The organism is Roseococcus pinisoli (genome assembly GCF_018413645.1).
GTDB lineage: Bacteria > Pseudomonadota > Alphaproteobacteria > Acetobacterales > Acetobacteraceae > Roseococcus > Roseococcus pinisoli.
On the sequence record NZ_JAHCDA010000002.1, the window covers coordinates 1274879 to 1293344 of the forward strand.

Annotated in this window: 16 protein-coding genes; 8 read left to right on the top strand and 8 right to left on the bottom strand. The window is 72.5% G+C overall.

Features of this window, described 5'->3' with window-relative positions; genetic code table 11:
- Positions 1 to 49 precede the first annotated feature (49 nt).
- From KHU32_RS14595 to KHU32_RS14630, 8 genes are all read right to left on the bottom strand, one after another.
- Entirely contained in the window at positions 50 to 970 is a 921-nt protein-coding gene (locus tag KHU32_RS14595; protein WP_213670806.1) for a LysR family transcriptional regulator, read from the bottom strand.
- A gap of 123 nt (positions 971 to 1093) precedes the next feature.
- Complete coding sequence (locus KHU32_RS14600) at positions 1094 to 2215, bottom strand: 2-methylaconitate cis-trans isomerase PrpF family protein (protein ID WP_213670807.1); 1122 nt, start codon at positions 2213 to 2215, stop codon at positions 1094 to 1096.
- Positions 2216 to 2293: 78 nt separating this feature from the next.
- Positions 2294 to 2953 carry an SH3 domain-containing protein gene (locus tag KHU32_RS14605; protein ID WP_213670808.1) on the bottom strand — a complete coding sequence of 220 codons (660 nt, stop codon included), beginning with the start codon at positions 2951 to 2953 and terminating at the stop codon, positions 2294 to 2296.
- 53 nt (positions 2954 to 3006) lie between these two features.
- Positions 3007 to 4755: an ABC transporter ATP-binding protein gene (locus KHU32_RS14610; RefSeq protein ID WP_213670809.1), complete on the bottom strand. Its 1749-nt coding sequence runs from the start codon at positions 4753 to 4755 to the stop codon at positions 3007 to 3009.
- Positions 4756 to 4769: 14 nt separating this feature from the next.
- Complete coding sequence (locus KHU32_RS14615) at positions 4770 to 5972, bottom strand: CCA tRNA nucleotidyltransferase (protein ID WP_347265554.1); 1203 nt, start codon at positions 5970 to 5972, stop codon at positions 4770 to 4772.
- Positions 5969 to 6214: a DUF6111 family protein gene (locus KHU32_RS14620; RefSeq protein WP_213670810.1), complete on the bottom strand. Its 246-nt coding sequence runs from the start codon at positions 6212 to 6214 to the stop codon at positions 5969 to 5971. Before KHU32_RS14620 ends, KHU32_RS14615 begins: the two co-directional genes overlap by 4 nt.
- 46 nt (positions 6215 to 6260) lie before the next feature.
- Positions 6261 to 6818 (bottom strand): CoA pyrophosphatase, encoded by a 558-nt coding sequence (locus KHU32_RS14625; RefSeq protein WP_213670811.1) that lies wholly within the window; start codon positions 6816 to 6818, stop codon positions 6261 to 6263.
- 41 nt (positions 6819 to 6859) lie between these two features.
- Entirely contained in the window at positions 6860 to 7480 is a 621-nt protein-coding gene (locus tag KHU32_RS14630; protein ID WP_408887842.1) for a DUF1285 domain-containing protein, read from the bottom strand.
- Between the two features lie 91 nt (positions 7481 to 7571).
- Between KHU32_RS14630 and KHU32_RS14635 the strand changes: the two genes are divergently transcribed.
- The 8 genes from KHU32_RS14635 (at position 7572) to KHU32_RS14670 (ending at position 18455) form a co-directional block, all read left to right on the top strand.
- Entirely contained in the window at positions 7572 to 8567 is a 996-nt protein-coding gene (locus KHU32_RS14635; RefSeq protein WP_213670813.1) for an AAA family ATPase, read from the top strand.
- Positions 8560 to 9444 carry a DUF58 domain-containing protein gene (locus tag KHU32_RS14640; RefSeq protein ID WP_249681054.1) on the top strand — a complete coding sequence of 295 codons (885 nt, stop codon included), beginning with the start codon at positions 8560 to 8562 and terminating at the stop codon, positions 9442 to 9444. The genes KHU32_RS14635 and KHU32_RS14640 overlap by 8 nt, the downstream gene beginning before the upstream one ends.
- Before the next feature lie 76 nt (positions 9445 to 9520).
- A complete protein-coding gene (locus tag KHU32_RS14645; RefSeq protein WP_213670814.1) occupies positions 9521 to 12214 on the top strand; it encodes a DUF4159 domain-containing protein in 2694 nt (897 codons plus the stop codon).
- Complete coding sequence (locus KHU32_RS14650; RefSeq protein ID WP_213670815.1) at positions 12214 to 14304, top strand: hypothetical protein; 2091 nt, start codon at positions 12214 to 12216, stop codon at positions 14302 to 14304. The genes KHU32_RS14645 and KHU32_RS14650 overlap by 1 nt, the downstream gene beginning before the upstream one ends.
- A gap of 88 nt (positions 14305 to 14392) precedes the next feature.
- A complete protein-coding gene (locus KHU32_RS14655; RefSeq protein WP_213670816.1) occupies positions 14393 to 14860 on the top strand; it encodes a peptidase S1 in 468 nt (155 codons plus the stop codon).
- A gap of 27 nt (positions 14861 to 14887) precedes the next feature.
- Positions 14888 to 15220, top strand: a complete 333-nt coding sequence (locus KHU32_RS14660; RefSeq protein ID WP_213670817.1) for an FKBP-type peptidyl-prolyl cis-trans isomerase — start codon at positions 14888 to 14890, stop codon at positions 15218 to 15220.
- A gap of 113 nt (positions 15221 to 15333) precedes the next feature.
- Positions 15334 to 17076 carry a flavin-containing monooxygenase gene (locus KHU32_RS14665; protein WP_213670818.1) on the top strand — a complete coding sequence of 581 codons (1743 nt, stop codon included), beginning with the start codon at positions 15334 to 15336 and terminating at the stop codon, positions 17074 to 17076.
- Entirely contained in the window at positions 17073 to 18455 is a 1383-nt protein-coding gene (locus KHU32_RS14670; protein ID WP_213670819.1) for a dipeptidase, read from the top strand. The genes KHU32_RS14665 and KHU32_RS14670 overlap by 4 nt, the downstream gene beginning before the upstream one ends.
- The last annotated feature ends 11 nt before the right edge of the window (positions 18456 to 18466 follow it).

Consider the following 18466-nt stretch of genomic DNA (forward strand, 5'->3'; position numbering starts at 1 on the left):
CGCTGACGGAGAAGGTAGGAGCGCGGTCTTATCTATAAAATTGAATTGTTCAGATAACGGATATCTCTGCGGGAGATATCCCTTCCGCAGACCGGTCGTGCCCCGAGCCTGCGGCGCGCACGAGATTGAGGAAGGCGGCCAGCGCGCTCGACACATAGCCATCCGCCCGGCGGACGAAGAGCGTCTCCACCCAGGCGCGGTCCGGCGGCAGCGTGTGGAGGGCGACGCGGCCCTCCCGCTCCGCCTGGGCCGCCACCCCGCGCGGCAGCAGCGTGACCCCGACCCCGGCCGCGACGCAGCTCAGGATCGCATCGAGCGAGCCGAATTCCTGTGGCGTCGCCGTCACCGCCCCCATCCCGGCCAGCAGGTCCTCGAGACGCTGGCGATAGGAGCAGCCGAGCTGGAAGACGACGGTCCGCAGCTCCCGCACCTCCGGCAAGGCCGCGAGGGACGGGATCGCGGGGGAGGTCACCAGGACCAGCTCCTCCCGGAACACTGGCTCGGTCACGAGTTCGGGATGGGCCACGGGGCCCGCGACGAAGGCGCCTTCCACCCGGCATTCCAGCACATCGCCCAGCAGCTTGCGCGTGGTGCCCGTGCTCACGGCGAGCCGCACCGCCGGATGCTCGCGGGAGAAGCGGCCCAGCAGGGGGGAGAGGCGGAGCGCCGTCGTCGTCTCGAGGCCGCCGAGCAGCAGCGTCCCGGACGGCGTTCCGTCGTCCCGCGCGGCCACCTGCGCATCGCCCAGCAGCTTCCTGATCCGCCCCACGAAGGGCAGCATCCGCTGGCCGGCGGGCGTGACCGAGACGCCGCGCGCATGGCGCTGGAAGAGCGCGACGCCCAGCTCGTCCTCCAGGGCGCGGACCCGCGCCGTCACGTTGGACTGGACTGTGTTCAGCTCGCGCGCGGCCTGGTTCATGCTCCCGTGGCGGGACACGGCCTCGAAGACGCGCAGGTCGGAGATATCCATGGGCCACCTATCCCTTCGGGAGATAGATAGGAAATCCTCCGGCAGAAATAAACGATATCCCAGAGCAGATCCCGCTCAGGCTGCTTCACCCGAGCGGGTGGAGATGCTCGAAAACAAAAAGCTCTAGTCGCGCAGCGCCACGGCGCCGACCATGAGCGTCCGTGCCGTCCGGTAGACGACGGCGGATTCCGCGCGCCAGCCCTCGCCGTCGCGCCGCACCTCGGCGCCCACCGCCAGCATGCCGCTGGGCTGCGCCACCCGGATCTCATCGGGGCTCCGCAAGGGCCCGCAGAGCCTTTCGGGCAGGCTGCCCTCGACACGGCAGGCGCAGGCCAGGCCGAGCGCGCCGGTCAGCGGCACCGCGCGATGCACGCGCTCCATCGAGAGCATGCGCACCTGGATGTCATGGCTCTCCGGCGACATCACCGAGCCGTCCAGCAGGCGCGGGATGCCCGGGGGCGCCAGCAGCGCGATGCGCGGCGCGGCGAGCCCCACCTGCTCCGGCGTCTCCGCCAGCCCCATTCGCACGCCGGCGAGCCGACGCAGCACGTCGAGCCGCGCCATCAGCCCCGGCACGGCCTCGATCGCGTCCGGGCTCTCCTCGCCGGTCAGGCCGAAATCCGCCGCTGCGAAGAAAACGGCCGGATTGGCGGCATCGATCAGCGTGCAGGCCAGCCCGTCGATCCGCTCGATCGCCTGGCCGGTGGGCAGCAGCGCTCCGGTCTGGGTGCCGCCCGGCGACAGGAAGTCGAGCCGGATGCGGGCGCCCGTGCCCGCGACGCCCGCGATGGCGTAGTCGCCCCTCACCTCCGCCTTGCCGTTCCGCACCGGAAAGCGGGCGTGGATGATCTTCTTCGTATTCACCTGATGGATGCGGACCAGCGCCTCGCCATCCGCCACGCGCACCAGCCCGTTATCGACAGCGAAGGGCCCCACCGCCGAGGACAGGTTGCCGCAATTGCCCTTCCACTCGACCACCGGCCGGTCCACCGCCACCTGGGCGAAGGTGTAGTCGATATCGGCCTCGGGATGGGTCGGCGGACCGATGATCACGCCCTTGGACAGGGAGGAGATACCGCCGCCCATGCCGTCGAGCTGGCGGCCATAAGGGTCGGGCGAGCCCAGCACCTCGAGCAGGAGGGCATCCAGCGCCGCGCGGTCGGCCGGGAGGTCCTTTGCGTGGAAGAAGACGCCCTTGGACGAGCCGCCGCGCAGGAAGGTGGCGGGGACGAAGCGCTGGCTCATGCGGAAACCCTCCGGTCGCGCCCGAGGCGGCGCCGCCTCATCTGAGCCATGCCCCTGGCGCCGCGCAAGCCGGGCGCCTCACCGGGTGGACGGCCCCTGCAGGACCGAGGAATGCACCCAGCCCACCGGGCTGCCGCCCTGCCCGACCTGGTACCAGCCGCCCGGCGCCTCGCCGACGACCTGGAGCGTGCTGGAGGGCGGCAGGGAGCGGATCACCGCCCCGCCGCGCGTGCCGTTCCGCAGATAGGCGCCCGACCGGGCGACGATGACGGTGCCCCGGCCGCGCGGCGTCTCGGCGGGCGCCTGGGCCTGGGCAACCACGTCGTCTCCCAGCTCCGGCGCGGGCGGCGGGCGGGTCGCCGGGCCGCCGCCCTCGTAGCAGCGGTTGATCATCTGCGCGAAGGCGCGCGAGGCCTCGCGGCCGCTAGCGCCCAGGACGAAGTCGGTCAGGCTCGGCGTGGCGCCCTCGAAGGACACGATGGCCACATAGGGAAGGAAGGGGCTTCCGGCGGCGGTGGAGGCCTGCGCCCGCCCGCAGACCGCGAGCGTATCGGCCAGGGCCTGGGGAAAAACCTGCACGCCCCGCTGCCGGACGCCCGCCACTTGCAGCCGCTCCAGCACGGCCGCGGCGCCGGCTTCGCGGGCCGCCTTCTCCCGCGCTTCCGCGGCCGAGCCCCTCTCCTCGCGGCAGGCCACGAGCGCAAGCAACGCGACGGCAAGGGCGGCATTCAGGCGCATGATGCGCCACAACGCCGCTCCGCCCCCGCCGTTGCGTCGGGCGTCGCGAAGTGTCAGGCCACGGCGAAGGCCTGGGTCCGCACCAGCCGGGCATAGAGGCCATTCGCGGCCATGAGCTCGGCATGGGTGCCCTGCTCGACGGCGCGTCCGTCATCCATCACCACGATGCGATGGGCGTTCTGCACCGTCGCCAGGCGGTGCGCGATCACCAGCGTGGTGCGTCCCTCGCGCAGCGTCTCGAGCGCCGCCTGCACGGCCGCCTCGTTCTCGGCATCAAGCGCGCTGGTGGCTTCGTCGAGCAGCAGCACCCGCGGGTTGCGCAGCAGGGCCCGGGCGAGGCTCACGCGCTGGCGCTGGCCGCCCGAGAGCCGGCCGCCGGCCGGGCCCAGCGGCGTGTCGTAGCCGGCGGGCAGCGCCTGGAGGAAGCTATGCGCCTGGGCCGCCCGCGCCGCCGCCTCGACCTCCTCGCGCGTGGCGCCCGGCCGGCCGCAGGCGATATTGGCGAAGGCCGTGTCGTCGAAGATCACCGCCTCCTGCCCCACATAGGCGATGGCGTCGCGCAGCTCGGCGAGGTGAACCCCGCGGATATCCGCGCCATCCAGCAGGATGCGCCCCTCCGTCGCGTCGTAGAGGCGTGGCAGCAGCGCGATGGCGGTGGATTTTCCCGCGCCCGAGGGGCCCACCAGGGCAACCGTCTCGCCAGGGGCGGCGCGCAGGTCCAGGCCCTCGACCGCCGGGACGTCGCTGCCGGGATAGCGGAAGCCCACCCGGTCGAAGACGACCTCGCCATGGCCCGCGGGCAGCGGGCGCGCCTCGGGCTGGTCCGCGATCTCGCGCCTGATGTCGATCACGCCGAAGACGCGGACGAGGCCGGCCAGCCCCTCCTGCAGGGCCGCGTTCAACGAGCCCAGCGCGCGCACCGGCCGGGCCGCGATCAGCACGGCGGCGACGAAGCCGGTGAACTCGCCGATCGTCCCCTGCCCCGTGGACACCCGCCAGCCGACGACGCCGAGCACGACGGCGACCGTCAGGCCGCCCAGCGCCTCGAGGATGGGGTCGACACGGGCACGGACGCGGATGATGCGCTGCAGGCTGCCGCGCAGCTCGGCGAAGGCGGCGGCGGCGCGCGCCTCCTCCTGCTCCTCCAGCCGATAGGTGCGCACGACGCGGGCGCCCGAAAAACTCTCGTTCAGCAGGGCGCTGGTCTCGCCCGCCCGGTCCTGCATGCCGCGCGAGGCGCGGCGGATGCGCTTGCCGATAGTCAGGATGGGCCAGGCCGCGATCGGGTAGAGCAGTGCCGCCATGGCCGCGAGCTGCCAGTCGAGCCAGATCATCGAGGCGACGAGGCCGATGACCGTCAGCAGGTCGCCCATGCCGTTGATGCTGCGGGTCAGCGCCTCTCGGATCTGGGTGGCGTCCAGGGTGAAGCGGGTGACGTGCCGCGCCGGCGCCTCGGCGCTCACGGCCGCGTAATCCGCCCGGGTAAGGGCCGAGAACAGTGAATTCTGCAGATGCTCAATGCTGCGCAGGACCGCGCTCTGCATCACCGTCTGCTGGAAGTACATCGCCGCCCCGCGCGCGGCCGTCACCAGGACGATGATGGGCGGCAGCAGCCAGACGACGTTCGGGTCACCCTTCCCGAAGCTGTCGAAGGCCTGCTGGATGATCACCGGATAGAGCGCGGTGATGCCCGCCAGGACCAGGGTCAGGACAACCGCCAGGACGAGGCGTCCCTTCTGCTGGTGCAGATGGTCGCGCCAGTAGCGGCGGATCAGGGGAAGCGAGGCGCTCTCGGTGGACATGGGGGCGCGGGGTATCAGGAAGCGCCCTCCCCGACCAGTTCGCGCAGTTTTTCCAGGCATCCGGCGTGGCCGGCGGCAGCGCCGGTCGCGAGCCACCAGTCGCGGACCTGCCCCAGCAGCCGGCCGATCGCCGGCCCGTGCGCCACGCCCAGGGCCACGACGTCGCGGCCCTGGAGCGGAAAGGCCGGACCCAGCCCCGGCTCCAGATGGTCGAGGAGCGGTCCATAGTCGCGATCCGGATATTGCGCGGCGGCGACGAGGAGGATCTCGCCCGGCAGGGCGGCCTCGCTGCGCAGCCGGGCGGCGGCGCGGAAGCGGCGCAGCACGTCCGGATCGCGTTCCTCCGGCGACGGCACGCCCTCGATGGCATGCAGCGCCCGCAGGCGGGAGGCCTCCTGGCCCGAGAGCCTGAGCCGCGAGGCCAGCGCCGTCAGGTCGGCGCCCACCGGCAGCAGCAGCGCGATGCGGAGCACGACGTCGGTCACGCCCCGCGCCAGGGCCAGGTCCAGCCGTGCGGGGTCCCCGGCCTCGGGCAGCACGGCGGGCAGGACGCCCGTCCCGGCCATGAGGCGGAGCGCCGCGCGCGGATCCTCGGCCTCCATCAGCCGCTTGAGCTCGCTCCAGACCCGCTCGGCGGAAAGCCGCGCCAGGCCCGGCACGGCCTCCCGGATCGCCTGCACGGCGACGGGGTCGGGCTCGGTCCCGCCATAGCGGGCGTGGAAGCGGAAGAAGCGCAGCGCGCGCAGATAATCCTCGCGCAGGCGCTGGGCGGCGTCGCCCACGAAGCGCACCCGCCGCGCCGCGAGATCCGCCGCGCCGGAGAAGTAGTCGTGCAGCAGGCCGTCCGCGCCCATGGACATGGCGTTGATGGTGAAGTCCCGCCGCTCGGCATCCTCGCGCCAGTCGGTCGTCCATTCGACCTCGGCATGGCGGCCGTCGGTCGCGACGTCCCGGCGGAGGGAGGTCACCTCGATGGGCACGCCGCGCAGCACCGCCGTCACCGTGCCGTGCGCGAGCCCGGTCTCGAAGACCTTGAAGCCGGCGGCCTTCAGCCGCTCCGCGATCTCGGCGGGCGGAAAGGGCGCCGCCATGTCCAGGTCGCGGACGGGCACGCCCGCCAGGCTGTCGCGCACGCAGCCGCCGACGGCCCGCGAATCCGCCAGGGCCCCGAAGACCCGCTGCGGCCCCTCGGCGCGCAGATAGTCCGGCAGGCTCACCGCGTGGTTCCCCGCACGATCCCGCCCCGCTCGATATGCGCGGGCACGTAGTTGTCGTTCTCCAGGCTGCGCGAGAGGCCGTAGTAGATCGCCCCCGCCACGCCGCAGGCCACGCCGATCGCCGCCAGCACGATCAGCCGGCGCGAAGGCTCGTGCCCCGGCTTGCTGCCGGTCATCCGCCACCAGATGACATAGGCGATGAAGGGCAATGCGAAGAGGATTAGCTCGATCAGGATGCCCATGGTTGGACCATAGCGACTTTGTGCGGCGGAGCCATGACGACCTGCGTCAGGCGGAACCCTGAGCCCGCAGCGCGGTGGCGAGGTTCACCAGGATGGTCGCCGTGGCGCCCCAGATGAAGTGCTCGCCATGCGGCCAGACCCAGTATTCGCGCATGCGCCCTTTCCATTCCGCCCGCTCGCGACGGGGCGCCGCGGGGTCGAGCAGGGTGGAGAGCGGAAGCTCGAACGCGGATTCGACCTCGTCCGGCGAAGGCAGCAGGGTGAAGCCCGGCCGCAGCGCGGCGATGATGGGCGTGATCTCATAGCCCGTTCCGGTGAGATGGCGCGGCAGGCGGCCGATCACCCGCGGCAGGCTGGGGTCCAGCGCCACCTCCTCGAAGGCCTCGCGCAGGGCGGCCTGCTCGGGGGATTCGCCGGGCTCGATGCGGCCGCCGGGGAAGCTGACCTGCCCCGGATGGCTCTTGAGATGCGCCGCGCGCTGCGTGAGCAGCACGCCCGGCTCCTCGTCGCGCAGCACCATGGCCACGAGAACGGCCGCGGGCTTGATGATGGTGCCGGGGGGCAGCAGCGCGTCGTCGCCGGTGGGCGGCGGCATGGCCGCCATCAGCCGGGGATCCCGCAGTCGGGCGCAAAGCTCCTTGGCGGTCACTCCGCCGCCACGTCGAGCGCGGGCTCGTCGTCGATCGGGAAGAAGACGCCCTCGCTCCAGACGCCCATGACGTTCCGGTCGTCCAGGCGCTCGGTCACCGAAAGCGCGACCATTTCGTAGAAGACGGGCCGGGCGATTCGCGCCTCCAGCCCCGGGCGCACGGTGATGTAGGGCCGCGGTTCGCGCGTGCGAGGGTCCATCTGGATGCGGATCGGATGATCCGCGTTGCAGGGCACCACCTCGTCGCAATTCGTGCGGAAGCTGAGGCATTGCCGGATGGGGCCACCATCGCCGCAATCACAGTCCCGCCAGGCCATCTCGACGGCGACGAAGGGCGCGTCCTCGACCGTGATGCGCCCCTTTTCCACTGGTGTTTCAAGGAGATAGCCGCCATCGGCCTCGCGCTTCAGCACGGAGGCGAAGAGGCAGACGAGCTCCTTCCGGTTGATCGGGCTGCCCTTGTAGAACCAGGTGCCGTCACGCGCGATCCGCATATCAATGGATCCGCAATCATGCTTCTCACGGAGGGGCGGCTTGCTCAAGGATTGGTCAATCCGCCGCGCGCAGTCGGGGAGACCCTCCCCAATCGATGCTTTGATCCCAGCTTCGGGCGGCATAGGCTTTCCTGGCAAAATCCCGTGTGGTCCGGCGGGCACTGCCCAACGCAGCATCGCCGCCACACGACGTCAATATGGGAACCGTGAACAGATGGGTGAAGTGGCCGAGGCAGAATCCCTGATCGCCGACATCGAAGCCCTGGGCGCTAAGCTCCAGAAGGCCCGCCAGTCGGTCGGTCGGGTGATCTTCGGCCAGGACGAGGTGGTGGACCAGGTCCTTATCACCTTGCTCTCCGGCGGCCACGTGCTGCTGGTGGGCGTGCCCGGCCTCGGCAAGACCAAGCTCGTGGACACGCTGGGCACGGTGATGGGGCTCGATGCCCGCCGCGTTCAGTTCACGCCCGACCTGATGCCGGCCGACATCCTGGGCAGCGAGGTGCTGGAGGAGGGCGCGGACGGCAAGCGCGCCTTCCGCTTCCTCCAGGGCCCGGTCTTCTGCCAGCTGCTGATGGCCGACGAGATCAACCGCGCCTCGCCCCGCACCCAGTCGGCGCTGCTGCAGGCCATGCAGGAGCATAAGGTGGCGATCGGCGGGCAGATCCTGCCCCTGCCCGAGCCCTTCCATGTGCTCGCGACCCAGAACCCCATCGAGCAGGAGGGCACCTACCCCCTGCCCGAGGCCCAGCTCGACCGCTTCCTGCTGGAAATCGAGGTCGACTACCCCGACGCGGCGGCCGAGCGCGCCATGCTGCTGGCCACGACCGGCGCCAGCGAGGCGAAGCCCGTCGCGGCCATGACGGCGCGCGAGCTGCTGGAGGCGCAGGCCCTGATCCGGCGCATCCCCGTCGGCGAGCAGGTGGTCGACGCCATCCTGAAGCTGGTCCGCGGCGCCCGGCCCGGCGAGGGCGGCCTGCCCACGGTGCGCGACAACCTGGCCTGGGGCCCCGGCCCCCGCGCCGCCCAGGCGCTGATGCTGGCCACCCGCGCCCGGGCCGTGCTCGACGGCCGCCTCTCGCCGAGCCTGGACGACGTGCTGGCCCTGGCCGAGCCCGTCCTGCGGCACCGCATGGCGCTTTCCTTCGCCGCGCGGGCCGACGGCGTGAAGCTCGCCGACGTGATCGCCGAGCTGAAGGCCAGCCTTGGCTGATCCCGCCGCCGTTTCCGCCCCCTTGTCCCAGCCCTTGTCGCATCTGCGCGCCGAGGCCGCGGCCTCCCGCCTGCCGCCGCTCGTCGTGGCGGCGGAGCGCGTGGCCAATACGGTGATGCAGGGCGTCCATGGCCGCCGCCGCTCCGGCCATGGCGACGCCTTCTGGCAGTTCCGACCCTATACGCCCGGCGACGCCGCCTCGGCCGTGGACTGGCGGCAGAGCGCCAAGGCCGACCGCCTCTTCGTGCGCGAGACCGAGTGGGAGGCGGCGCAGACCGTGCTGCTCTGGCGCGACCCCTCCCCCTCCATGCGCTGGCGCTCCGGCAAGAACCTCGAGGAGAAGGCGGCCCGGGCGGACCTGCTGCTGCTGGCCCTGGCCTCGCTGCTGCTGCGCGGGGGCGAGCGCGTGCGCCTGGTCGGCGACCGCCAGGCCTTCATGGGCCGCTCGGCGCTGCCGGCGCTGGCGGCGGCCATGGCGCGCTCGGCCCCGGCCGAGGCCGAGGACGCGACCGCCCCCCGCCATGCCCGCCTGGTGATGTTCGGCGATTTCCTCCAGCCGCTGGCCGGGCTGCAGGCCATGCTGTCGCGCCAGGCGGCGAAGCCCCTGCGCGGCCAGATGCTGCAGATCCTGGATCCGGCCGAGGAAAGCCTGCCCTATTCGGGCCGCATCCGCTTCGACGGGCTGGAGGGCGAGGGCTCCCTCCTCGTGCCCCGCGTCGAGACCATCCGCGGCCTCTACGCCGAGAGGCTGGCCGCGCATCGTGACGGGCTGTCGACCATGGCGCGCGCCGCGGGCTGGGGCTTCTCCACCCACCTCACCGACCAGCCGCCGCACCTCGCCTTGCTGTCGCTGTGGCAGGCGTTGGCGCCGGCATGAGGCATGATCTAGACTGCCGCATGCCCCGGAATGATGTGGAGTTGGCGGGCTGCCGCGCGGCGGGCGAAAGCCGCGGATGATCAGCTTCGCCGCACCCCTTCTGCTGCTCGCCCTGCCGGCGCTGCCGCTGCTGTGGTGGCTGCTGCGCGTCACGCCGCCGCAGCCGCGCCGGATGGACTTCCCTGCCGCAATGCTGCTGCGCGACCTCCCCCTCGCGGAGGAAACGCCGGCCCGCACGCCCTGGTGGGTGCTGCTGATGCGCATCGCGGCGGCGGCGCTGCTGATCCTGGGTCTCGCGCGCCCCGTTCTGGGGCCGGGCGCGACCGGCAGCGGCGACGGCGCGCTGCTTCTCGTGCTCGACGACGGCTGGGCCTCCGGGCCCGACTGGCCGCTGCGCGTGGCCATCGCCCAATCCGAGCTCGACCGTGCCGGGCGCGAGGGGCGCCCCGCGGCCCTGCTCACCACCGCCCCCGGCGAGGGCGCCGCCCCGCCCCGCGTGATCGGCCCCATGCCCGCGGCCGATCTGGCGCCCCGGCTGGCCGCGCTGCGGCCGCGCTCCTGGCCGCCCGACCGGCAGGCGGCGCTGGCTGCTCTGGATGGCTGGGTTCGCGCGGATCCCGGCAACGGTCGCTTCTCGGCGCTCTACCTCTCGGACGGCATCGCCCACCGGACCGACGACACGGCCGAGGCCTTCATGGCCCGGCTGGGCGAGGGCGGCCCCCTCACCGTGGCGCGGGCCGGGGAACGGCCGGTGCGGCTGCTCGCGCCCCCGCGCACCGAGGGCGACCGGCTGCTGCTCACCCTGCGGCAATCGCCGGTGAACGCGGCCGGCGAAGCGCAGCTCGTCGCCCGCGCACAGGATGGCCGGGCTCTGGCGCGCGCCACCTTCGCGCTCGGCGCCGGCGCGACGGAGGCCGAGACGGCGCTCGACCTGCCGACCGAAATCCGCAACCGCGTCTACCGGCTGGACCTGCTGGACGAGGGCGGCGCGGGCGGCATGGTCCTGCTGGACGAGCGGTTCCGCCGCCGCCCCGTCGGCCTGCTGCCCGGCGCCGAGGAAGCGGCCGCCGACGCCCCGCTCATCGGCGACCTCTTCTATCTCGAGCGCGCGCTGAACCCCTTCGCCGAGCTGCGCCGCGGCGAGGTGGAGCAGCTGCTCGCCCGTCCCCTCTCGGTGCTCATCCTCGCCGATCGGCCGGTGGCCGAGGGGCCGGAGATGGCCGCCCTCACCCGCTTCGTCGAGCAGGGCGGCATGCTTATCCGCTTCGCCGGCCCGAGGCTGGCCGAGCATCCGGACACGCTGCTGCCCGTGCAGCTGCGCGCCGAACGGCAGCTCGGCGGCTCGCTCTCCTGGGAGCAGCCGCAGCATCTGGCCCCCTTCGCGGAGGGTTCGCCCTTCGCCGGCCTGCCCGTCCCTTCCGAGATCAGCGTGGAGCGCCAGGTCCTGGCCGAGCCTTCGCCGCGGCTGGCCGACAAGGTCTGGGCACGCCTCACCGACGGCACGCCGCTGGTGACGGCCGAGACGCGCGGCGCCGGGCGGATCGTCCTCTTCCACGTCACCGCCACGGCCGAATGGTCGGACCTGCCGCTCTCGGGCCTCTTCGTCAGCATGCTCCGGCGGCTGGTGGCCCTCTCCTCCGGCGTCGCCGGGCAGGAGGGCGAGGGCGTGCTGGCGCCGCTGGAGGCGCTGGACGGCTTCGGGCGGCTCGTCGCGCCGCCGCCGGGCGCGCAGCCCATCCCGACGAATGGCGAGGCCCTTCCCTCCGCACGCACCCCACCCGGCTGGTACGGCACCGCGGGCGCCGAGGGCTTCCGCCGCGCGCTGAACCTCGGCGACACGCTTCCGGCACCGCGGCTGCATGCGAACCCGCCCGCCGGCACCACCCTGCGGGCGATCGCCGGCATCCCGCCGGAGCGCGACCTCGGCCCCTGGCTGATGGCCGCCGCGCTGGCCCTCCTGGCGCTGGACCTGCTGGCCTCGCTCCGGCTCCGGGGGCTGCTCGGCCTCGCCCGGACGGCGGGCGTCGTGCTCGTCCTGATGGCCGGCACGGCCCAGGCGCAGGAGGGTGCCCTGCCGGCGCTGGTCACGCGCCTCGGCTACATCGTCACCGGCGACAGCGCGGTGGACGAGACCATGCGCCAGGGGCTGACGGGCCTCTCGGAATTCGTGAACCGGCGCACCGCCGCGGCGCTCGCGGAGCCCGCCGGCGTCACGCCCGGGCGCGACGACCTCAGCCTCTATCCCCTGCTCTACTTCACCGTCCGGCCCGATGCGCCGGCCCTGGAGCCCGAGGCGGTGGCCGCCCTCAACGGCTTCATGCGCAATGGCGGGATCATCCTCTTCGACACGCGCGACGAAGGCTCGGGCGAGGGCTTCTCCCCGGGTGCGCGGGCGGCGCTGCGGCGGGTGACGCAGGGGCTGGCGATCCCGCCGCTCATGCCCGTGCCCGAGGAGCACGTGCTGCGCCGCGCCTTCTATCTGCTGGCCGACCTGCCGGGGCGGTTCGCCGGCGGCACCGTCTGGGTCTCGCGCGAGCAGGATCGCGCGAATGACAGCGTGAGCCCGGTCGTCATCGGCGGGCACGACTGGGCCAGCGCCTGGGCGGTCGATGCGCGGGGCCAGAACCTGCATGCGGCGGTGCCGGGCGGGGCGCGGCAGCGCATCCTGGCTTATCGCTTCGGCGCGAACCTCGTGATGTACGCCCTCACCGGCAACTACAAGGGCGACCAGGTGCACGTGCCGGCCATCCTCGAAAGGCTGGGCAACTGATGCGCACCGCCTTCGGCTTCGACTTCGCGCCCATCCTGCCGCTCTGGCTGATCGCGGCCCTCGGCCTGCTCTGCCTGCTGGCGCTGGTGCCGGCCGCGCTGCGCCGCGCGCGCGGCACCTGGTGGCGCGCTTTGGCCTTCCTGCTGGTGCTGGGCGCCCTCGCCCAGCCGCGCCTCGTCGAGCAGACGCGCGAGACGCGGCCGGACATCGCCCTCCTGCTGGTGGACCGCACCGACAGCACGCGCGTCGCCAGCACCCACGCCGCCGCGATCGAGGCCGCGCGCCAGCAGATCGAGGCCCGCATCGGCCGCATGCGCGAGGTCGAGCTGCGCGTGGTTGAGATCCCCGAGGGCGGCAACCAGGGCACCCGCGCCTTCGCCGCGCTGGAGCAGGCGCTGGCCGACATCCCCGCCGCGCGGCTGGCCGGCGTGCTGCTGCTCTCCGACGGCCAGGTGCATGACGTGCCGACCGAGGGCGCTGGCTGGGCGCCCGGCGAGGGCGTGCCGCTGCACCTCCTCATGCCCGGCCATCAGGGCGAGGTGGACCGGCGCATCCGCCTGCTGGAGGCGCCGGGCTTCGGCATCGTCGGCCGCAGCGTGGAGCTGCGGCTGATCGTGGAAGACCTCGGCGTGCCCAACCCGACCGGGCAGGCGCAGCTGACGCTGCGCCGCGACGGCCAGGCGCCCATCACCGAGAGCGTGCCCATCGGCCGCGAGCACCGCATCACGCTTCCCATCGAGCGCGCCGGCCCCTCGGTCATCGACCTCGTGGCCGAGACGCGGCCGGGCGAGGTCTCGGACGTGAACAACCGCGTCGTCGTCGCCATCAACGGCGTGCGCGACCGGCTGCGCGTGCTGCTCGTCTCCGGCGAGCCGCATGCGGGCGAGCGGACCTGGCGCCGGCTGCTCAAGGCCGATCCGGGCGTGGACCTCGTCCACTTCACCATCCTGCGCCCCCCCGAGAAGGACGACCTGACGCCGCTGAACGAGCTGGCGCTGATCGCCTTCCCGGTGCGTGAGCTCTTCCAGGTGAAGCTGCGCGACTTCGACCTCGTGGTCTTCGATCGCTTCGCCAATCGCGGCATCCTGCCGCCGAGCTATCTGCGCAACATCGCCGAATACGTCCGCGGCGGCGGCGCGCTGCTGGTCTCGGTGGGGCCGGAATATGTGGGCGGGGCCAGCCTCGCCTCGACGCCGCTCGGCGCCGTGCTGCCCGCCCGCCCGCTGGGGGCGCAGGCGATCCTCGACGAGGCCTTCCGGCCGCATGTCTCCGCGGCGGGCGCGCGTCACCCGGTCACGGAAGGCCTGCCTGGCGCGAATACCGAGACGGCGGAGGCGAGCTGGGGCCGCTGGTACCGCACCATCCGCACCGAGGCGCGCTCGGGCTCCACAGTGATGGAAGGCGCGGGCGGCGCGCCGCTGCTGGTGCTGGACCGCGTGGGCCAGGGCCGCGTCGCGCTGATGCTCTCGGACCATATCTGGCTCTGGTCGCGCGGCCATGACGGCGGTGGGCCGCAGCAGGAGCTGCTGCGCCGCACCGCACACTGGCTGATGCGCGAGCCCGAGTTGGAGGAGGAGGACCTGACGGCGCGCATCGAGGCCGGGCGGCTGACGATCAATCGCCGCAGCCTCGACGCCGGGCCGCCGCCCGAGGTCACCATCACCGCGCCCGACGGCACCCAGAGCCGCATGCCGCTGTCCAATGCCGGCGGCGGGCGCTCCGCGGCCGAGGCGCCGGCCGGCGCCCCCGGCCTCTGGCAGGTGAGCGACGGACGGCGGCAGGCCTTCGCGGCCGCAATGCCCGCCAATCCACCCGAATTCGCCGATCTCCGCGCCGATCCCGCGCGGCTGGCGCCGCTGGTCGAGGCGACGGGCGGTGCCGCGCGCTGGCTCGGCGACGGCACGACCGTGCCCGAGATCCGCAGCGTCGCGGCCGGGCGCGCCGCGCAGGGCGCCTCCTGGATCGGGCTGCGGCGGCGGGACGACCATACGGTGACCAGGATCGCCGCCCTTCCTCTGCTGCCGCCCTGGCTGATGCTGCCGCTGCTCCTCGGCGTCGCCGTCATCGCCTGGCGCCGGGAGGCCCGCTAATCCCACATTACAAATGATGCAAAATAGCCGTTGCACGGTACCGGCGCGCATAGGAATTAGACCAGGAACTTCAACACCGGAGGCACCCTTGTTCCCGAGAACCCTGGCGATCTCCGCCGTCGTCCTGGCGATCACCGCTGGCAGCGTGGTGGCGCAGAACTACAACCGGCGGCCGACCTTCGGCACCATCAACCTGGTTACGAATTTCCAGCCCGATCCCTACACGGTGAACGTCACCGCCGGCGGGAACATCCCGGCCGAGCGCATCGGCGGCCCGGGCTGCGTCGGCTCCATCGCCGATGCGCCGGATGTGCGGCTGAACTACCGCGCGGGCCAGTTCCCGCTCTACATCTCGGCCGCCTCGCGCTCCGACGTGACGCTCGTCGTGAACCTTCCGAATGGTCGTTGGGTCTGCAACGACGACTTCAACGGCACCGACCCCGGCATGATCCTGAACAACCCGATGTCCGGCCAGTACGACATCTGGATCGGCCACTACAATCGCGGCTCGGGCGTGCCCACGCAGTTGCGTATCTCGGAAATCCCGCCACGTTGAGGCGGTCACACTGCAAGAGAGACCGAGATGACTGACATCAAGATTGGTACGGGCGAGACGGCCGTCGCCGGCAAGCCCGTGGCCGTCCACTACACCGGCTGGCTCTTCGACGAGGCGGCCCCGGAGAATAAGGGCCGCAAGTTCGACAGCTCCGTCGATCGCGGGGACCTCTTCCGGTTCCAGCTCGGCGCCGGCCACGTCATCGCGGGCTGGGACGAGGGCGTGCAGGGCATGCAGGTGGGCGGCCAGCGCCGCCTCGTGATCCCGCCCGAGAAGGGCTACGGCGCGCGCGGTGCGGGCGGCGTGATCCCGCCGAACGCGACGCTCGTCTTCGACGTCGAGCTCTTCGAGGTCGGCTGAGATCAACGGCGCCGCGGCCTTCCGCGGCGCCGCCCCGCCCTGGCGGCGACCGGTTGACAGGCACAGGCAATCTCCGGTCGGCTGGCTCCCAAAACAGGGGAGAAGCCGCCGTCATGAACGTCATGGATCGTCCGGCAAGCGCGACCGCCAGCGCCTGGCTCGATGCCTTCGACCGCGCCCTTCGCCGAAAAGACACCACAGCCGCCGCTGGGCTGTTCCTGCCCGATGGACATTGGCGGGACGTCATCGCCTTCGGCTGGGACATCGTGACCACGAGCGGCGGCGCCGCCATCGCCGACCGCCTCCGCGACACCCTGGACCGCACGCAGCCGCAGGGCTTCCGCCTCGACGAGGCACGGACGCCGCCGCGCCGCGTGACACGCGCGGGGCGCGAATGCCTCGAGGCCCTCTTCGTCTTCGAGACGGCGACCGGCCCCTGCTCGGGCGTGCTGCGCCTCGTCACCGGCGAGGAAGGGCCGCGCGCCTGGGTGCTGCTCACCACCCTCGACCAGATCCGCGGCCATGAGGAGGCCTTCAACGCGGCCGGCGCGAGCGAGGCCGACTACTCGCGCGACTTCGGCGGCGAGAACTGGCTAGACAAGCGCCTCCGCGCCCAGGCCTACGAGGATCGCGAGCCGGCGGTGCTGGTCATCGGCGCCGGGCAATCCGGCCTCGGCATCGCCGCCCGGCTGGGGCAGCTCGGCGTGGACACGCTGATCGTCGACCGGCAGGCGCGCATCGGCGACAACTGGCGCAAGCGCTACCACGCGCTGACCCTGCACAACGAGGTGCACGTCAACCACCTCCCCTACATGCCCTTCCCGCCGACCTGGCCGGTCTTCATCCCCAAGGACAAGCTGGCCGGCTGGTTCGAGGCCTATGCCGAGGCGATGGACCTCAACGTCTGGACATCGACCGATTTCCGCGGCGGCGACTGGGATGAGGCCGGGCAGCATTGGCGCGTCACGGTGCGCCGCGCCGACGGCAGCGAGCGCGTGCTGCAACCGCGCCACATCGTCTTCGCGACGGGCGTCAGCAGCATCCCGGTGAAGCCGGACCTCCCCGGCCTGGAGGACTTCAAGGGCACCGTCCTGCACTCCGGCGCCTATACGGAAGGCGCGGCCTGGAAGGACCGGCCGACCATGGTGCTCGGCACCGGCAATAGCGGGCATGACGTGGCGCAGGACCTCGGCGCGAGCGGCTCCAAGGTCACGATCGTGCAGCGCAGCTCCACCTATGTGGTCGGCATCCGCGAGGCGCAGCGCGTCTATTCCATCTATGCCGAGGGCATTCCCTTCGAGGATTGCGACCTGCTCGCCATGGCCACGCCCTTCCCGGTGATGAAGCGCGGCTACCAGCTTTCCACCGCGCATTCGCGCCAGGTCGACAAGCCGCTGCTCGACGCGCTGGAGGCGCGCGGCTTCCGGCTCGACTACGGGCCGGACGATACCGGATTCCAGATGAAGTACCTGCAGCGCGGCGGCGGCTACTACTTCAACGTCGGCGCCTCGGACATGATCGTGGAGGGCCGCATCGGCCTGCTGCAATTCGCCGATATCGAGCGCTTCGTGGCCGAGGGCGCGCGCCTGCGCGACGGCTCGCTCGTGCCGGCGGAGCTGCTGGTGCTGGCCACCGGCTACCTTAACCAGCAGGAAGTCGTGCGCCACTTCCTGGGCGACACCATCGCCGAGCGCATCGGCCCCGTCTGGGGCTTCGGCGAGGATGGCGAGCTGCGCAACATGTGGCGTCCAACCGGCCAGCAGGGCCTCTGGTTCACCGCGGGCAGCCTGGCGCAGAGCCGCATCTATTCGAAGGTGCTGGCGTTGCAGATCAAGGCACGGGAGCTCGGCAGATGATGAGGTTGGACTGGCTGGCGCTGCTGAAGGGTCGGTCCACTCTCGAGGACGGCGCGGAGGTGACGCTGGAGGGCGAGGTCTTTCCGCTCGAGGAGGCGTCGGCGGACCGCCTGCTCCTCGTTGCCGAGGCCGCCTGCTGCCTGGGCTGCCGCCCGGAACGCGAGACGACGGTGGAGGTCCTCCTCGACCGCAAGGCGCCCGCCGCCCGCTCGGTGCGGGTGACGGGGACTTGGCGCAAGCCTTCGCCGGATTCTCCCTGGCGCTGGCGCATCGACGCCGCGCAGGCCGTCGCGCGTTCGACCGGCGGGCCCTGGCTCGCCCGGCGCGCGGTGCTGGCCGCGCCCCTGCTCTGCGCGGCACCCCGCCCTGCCCTGGCACAGGTGCCGGCCGGCGCCGGACGCGCGCTCGTCGCCAGCACCGCGCCCATGGACCTGCACAGCCATGCCGGCCGCGTGATCCTGTCTCCCCGCGAACCGGACCGCGCCTTCCAGCCCCTCGCCGCGCCGATGCGGGACGGCGGCATGGCGCTCATCGCCCTGGCCCTGGTGGCGGACTCGCCCGTGACGCGCATCGTGGAGCGCACCATACAGCCCTATCGCTCCCCGGAACCCGGCGAGCTCTGGACCCACGGCCAGGCGGCCTTCGCGCGCCTGCACCGTCTGGTGGCGCAGGAGAGGCTCGGCATCGTCACGGACAAGGCCGGGCTGGCACGCGCGATGCGGCCGGGCGCGGGGCCCTCGGTGGTCGTGGCGGCGGAAGGCGCGGATTTCCTCGAAGGGCGGATCGACCGCGTCGAATGGGCCTTTCGCGAGCAGCGCCTGCGCCATCTCCAGCTCACGCATTACCGGGTCAACGAGCTCGGCGACATCCAGACGGTAAGTGCCGTGCATAACGGCCTGACCGATTTCGGCGTGGAGGTGGTGCGCGCCTGCAACCGCCTCGGCATCGTCGTCGATCTCGCGCACGCCACCCTGCCGATGGTCCGCAAGGCGGCCGAGGTCTCGAACCGGCCGATCGTGCTGTCGCACACCTCGCTCTCGCGGCAGCCGCGCCCCTTCAGCCGACTCATCTCGGCCGAGCATGCGCGGGTCGTCGCGGAAACCGGCGGCGTGGTCGGCGTCTGGCCACTGGTGGGGGACAGCCCAACCCCGCGCCGCTATGCGGAGAGCATGGCGCGGATGGTGGACGCGATCGGCATCGACCATGTCGGCATCGGCAGCGACATGCGCGGGTTGCTGGCGCTCAGCGCCTTCGAGACCTACCAGGCGACGCCGGATCTGGCCCAGGCACTGCTTGAGATCGGCGTGGAGGCCGAGGGCGTGAAGAAGCTCATGGGCGGCAATTACGCGCGGGTGCTCCAGGCCGTGCTGCCCGGCTGAGCCGCGATACT

Excerpts from the sequence above, each read along its gene's own strand:
- KHU32_RS14595 (WP_213670806.1), bottom strand. The coding sequence starts at position 970 with ATGGATATCTCCGACCTGCGCGTCTTCGAGGCCGTGTCCCGCCACGGG.
- KHU32_RS14600 (WP_213670807.1), bottom strand. The coding sequence starts at position 2,215 with ATGAGCCAGCGCTTCGTCCCCGCCACCTTCCTGCGCGGCGGCTCGTCC.
- KHU32_RS14605 (WP_213670808.1), bottom strand. The coding sequence starts at position 2,953 with ATGCGCCTGAATGCCGCCCTTGCCGTCGCGTTGCTTGCGCTCGTGGCC.
- KHU32_RS14610 (WP_213670809.1), bottom strand. The coding sequence starts at position 4,755 with ATGTCCACCGAGAGCGCCTCGCTTCCCCTGATCCGCCGCTACTGGCGC.
- KHU32_RS14620 (WP_213670810.1), bottom strand. The coding sequence starts at position 6,214 with ATGGGCATCCTGATCGAGCTAATCCTCTTCGCATTGCCCTTCATCGCC.
- KHU32_RS14625 (WP_213670811.1), bottom strand. The coding sequence starts at position 6,818 with ATGGCGGCCATGCCGCCGCCCACCGGCGACGACGCGCTGCTGCCCCCC.
- KHU32_RS14630 (WP_408887842.1), bottom strand. The coding sequence starts at position 7,480 with ATGCCGCCCGAAGCTGGGATCAAAGCATCGATTGGGGAGGGTCTCCCC.
- KHU32_RS14635 (WP_213670813.1), top strand. The coding sequence starts at position 7,572 with ATGGGTGAAGTGGCCGAGGCAGAATCCCTGATCGCCGACATCGAAGCC.
- KHU32_RS14645 (WP_213670814.1), top strand. The coding sequence starts at position 9,521 with ATGATCAGCTTCGCCGCACCCCTTCTGCTGCTCGCCCTGCCGGCGCTG.
- KHU32_RS14650 (WP_213670815.1), top strand. The coding sequence starts at position 12,214 with ATGCGCACCGCCTTCGGCTTCGACTTCGCGCCCATCCTGCCGCTCTGG.
- KHU32_RS14660 (WP_213670817.1), top strand. The coding sequence starts at position 14,888 with ATGACTGACATCAAGATTGGTACGGGCGAGACGGCCGTCGCCGGCAAG.
- KHU32_RS14665 (WP_213670818.1), top strand. The coding sequence starts at position 15,334 with ATGAACGTCATGGATCGTCCGGCAAGCGCGACCGCCAGCGCCTGGCTC.
- KHU32_RS14670 (WP_213670819.1), top strand. The coding sequence starts at position 17,073 with ATGATGAGGTTGGACTGGCTGGCGCTGCTGAAGGGTCGGTCCACTCTC.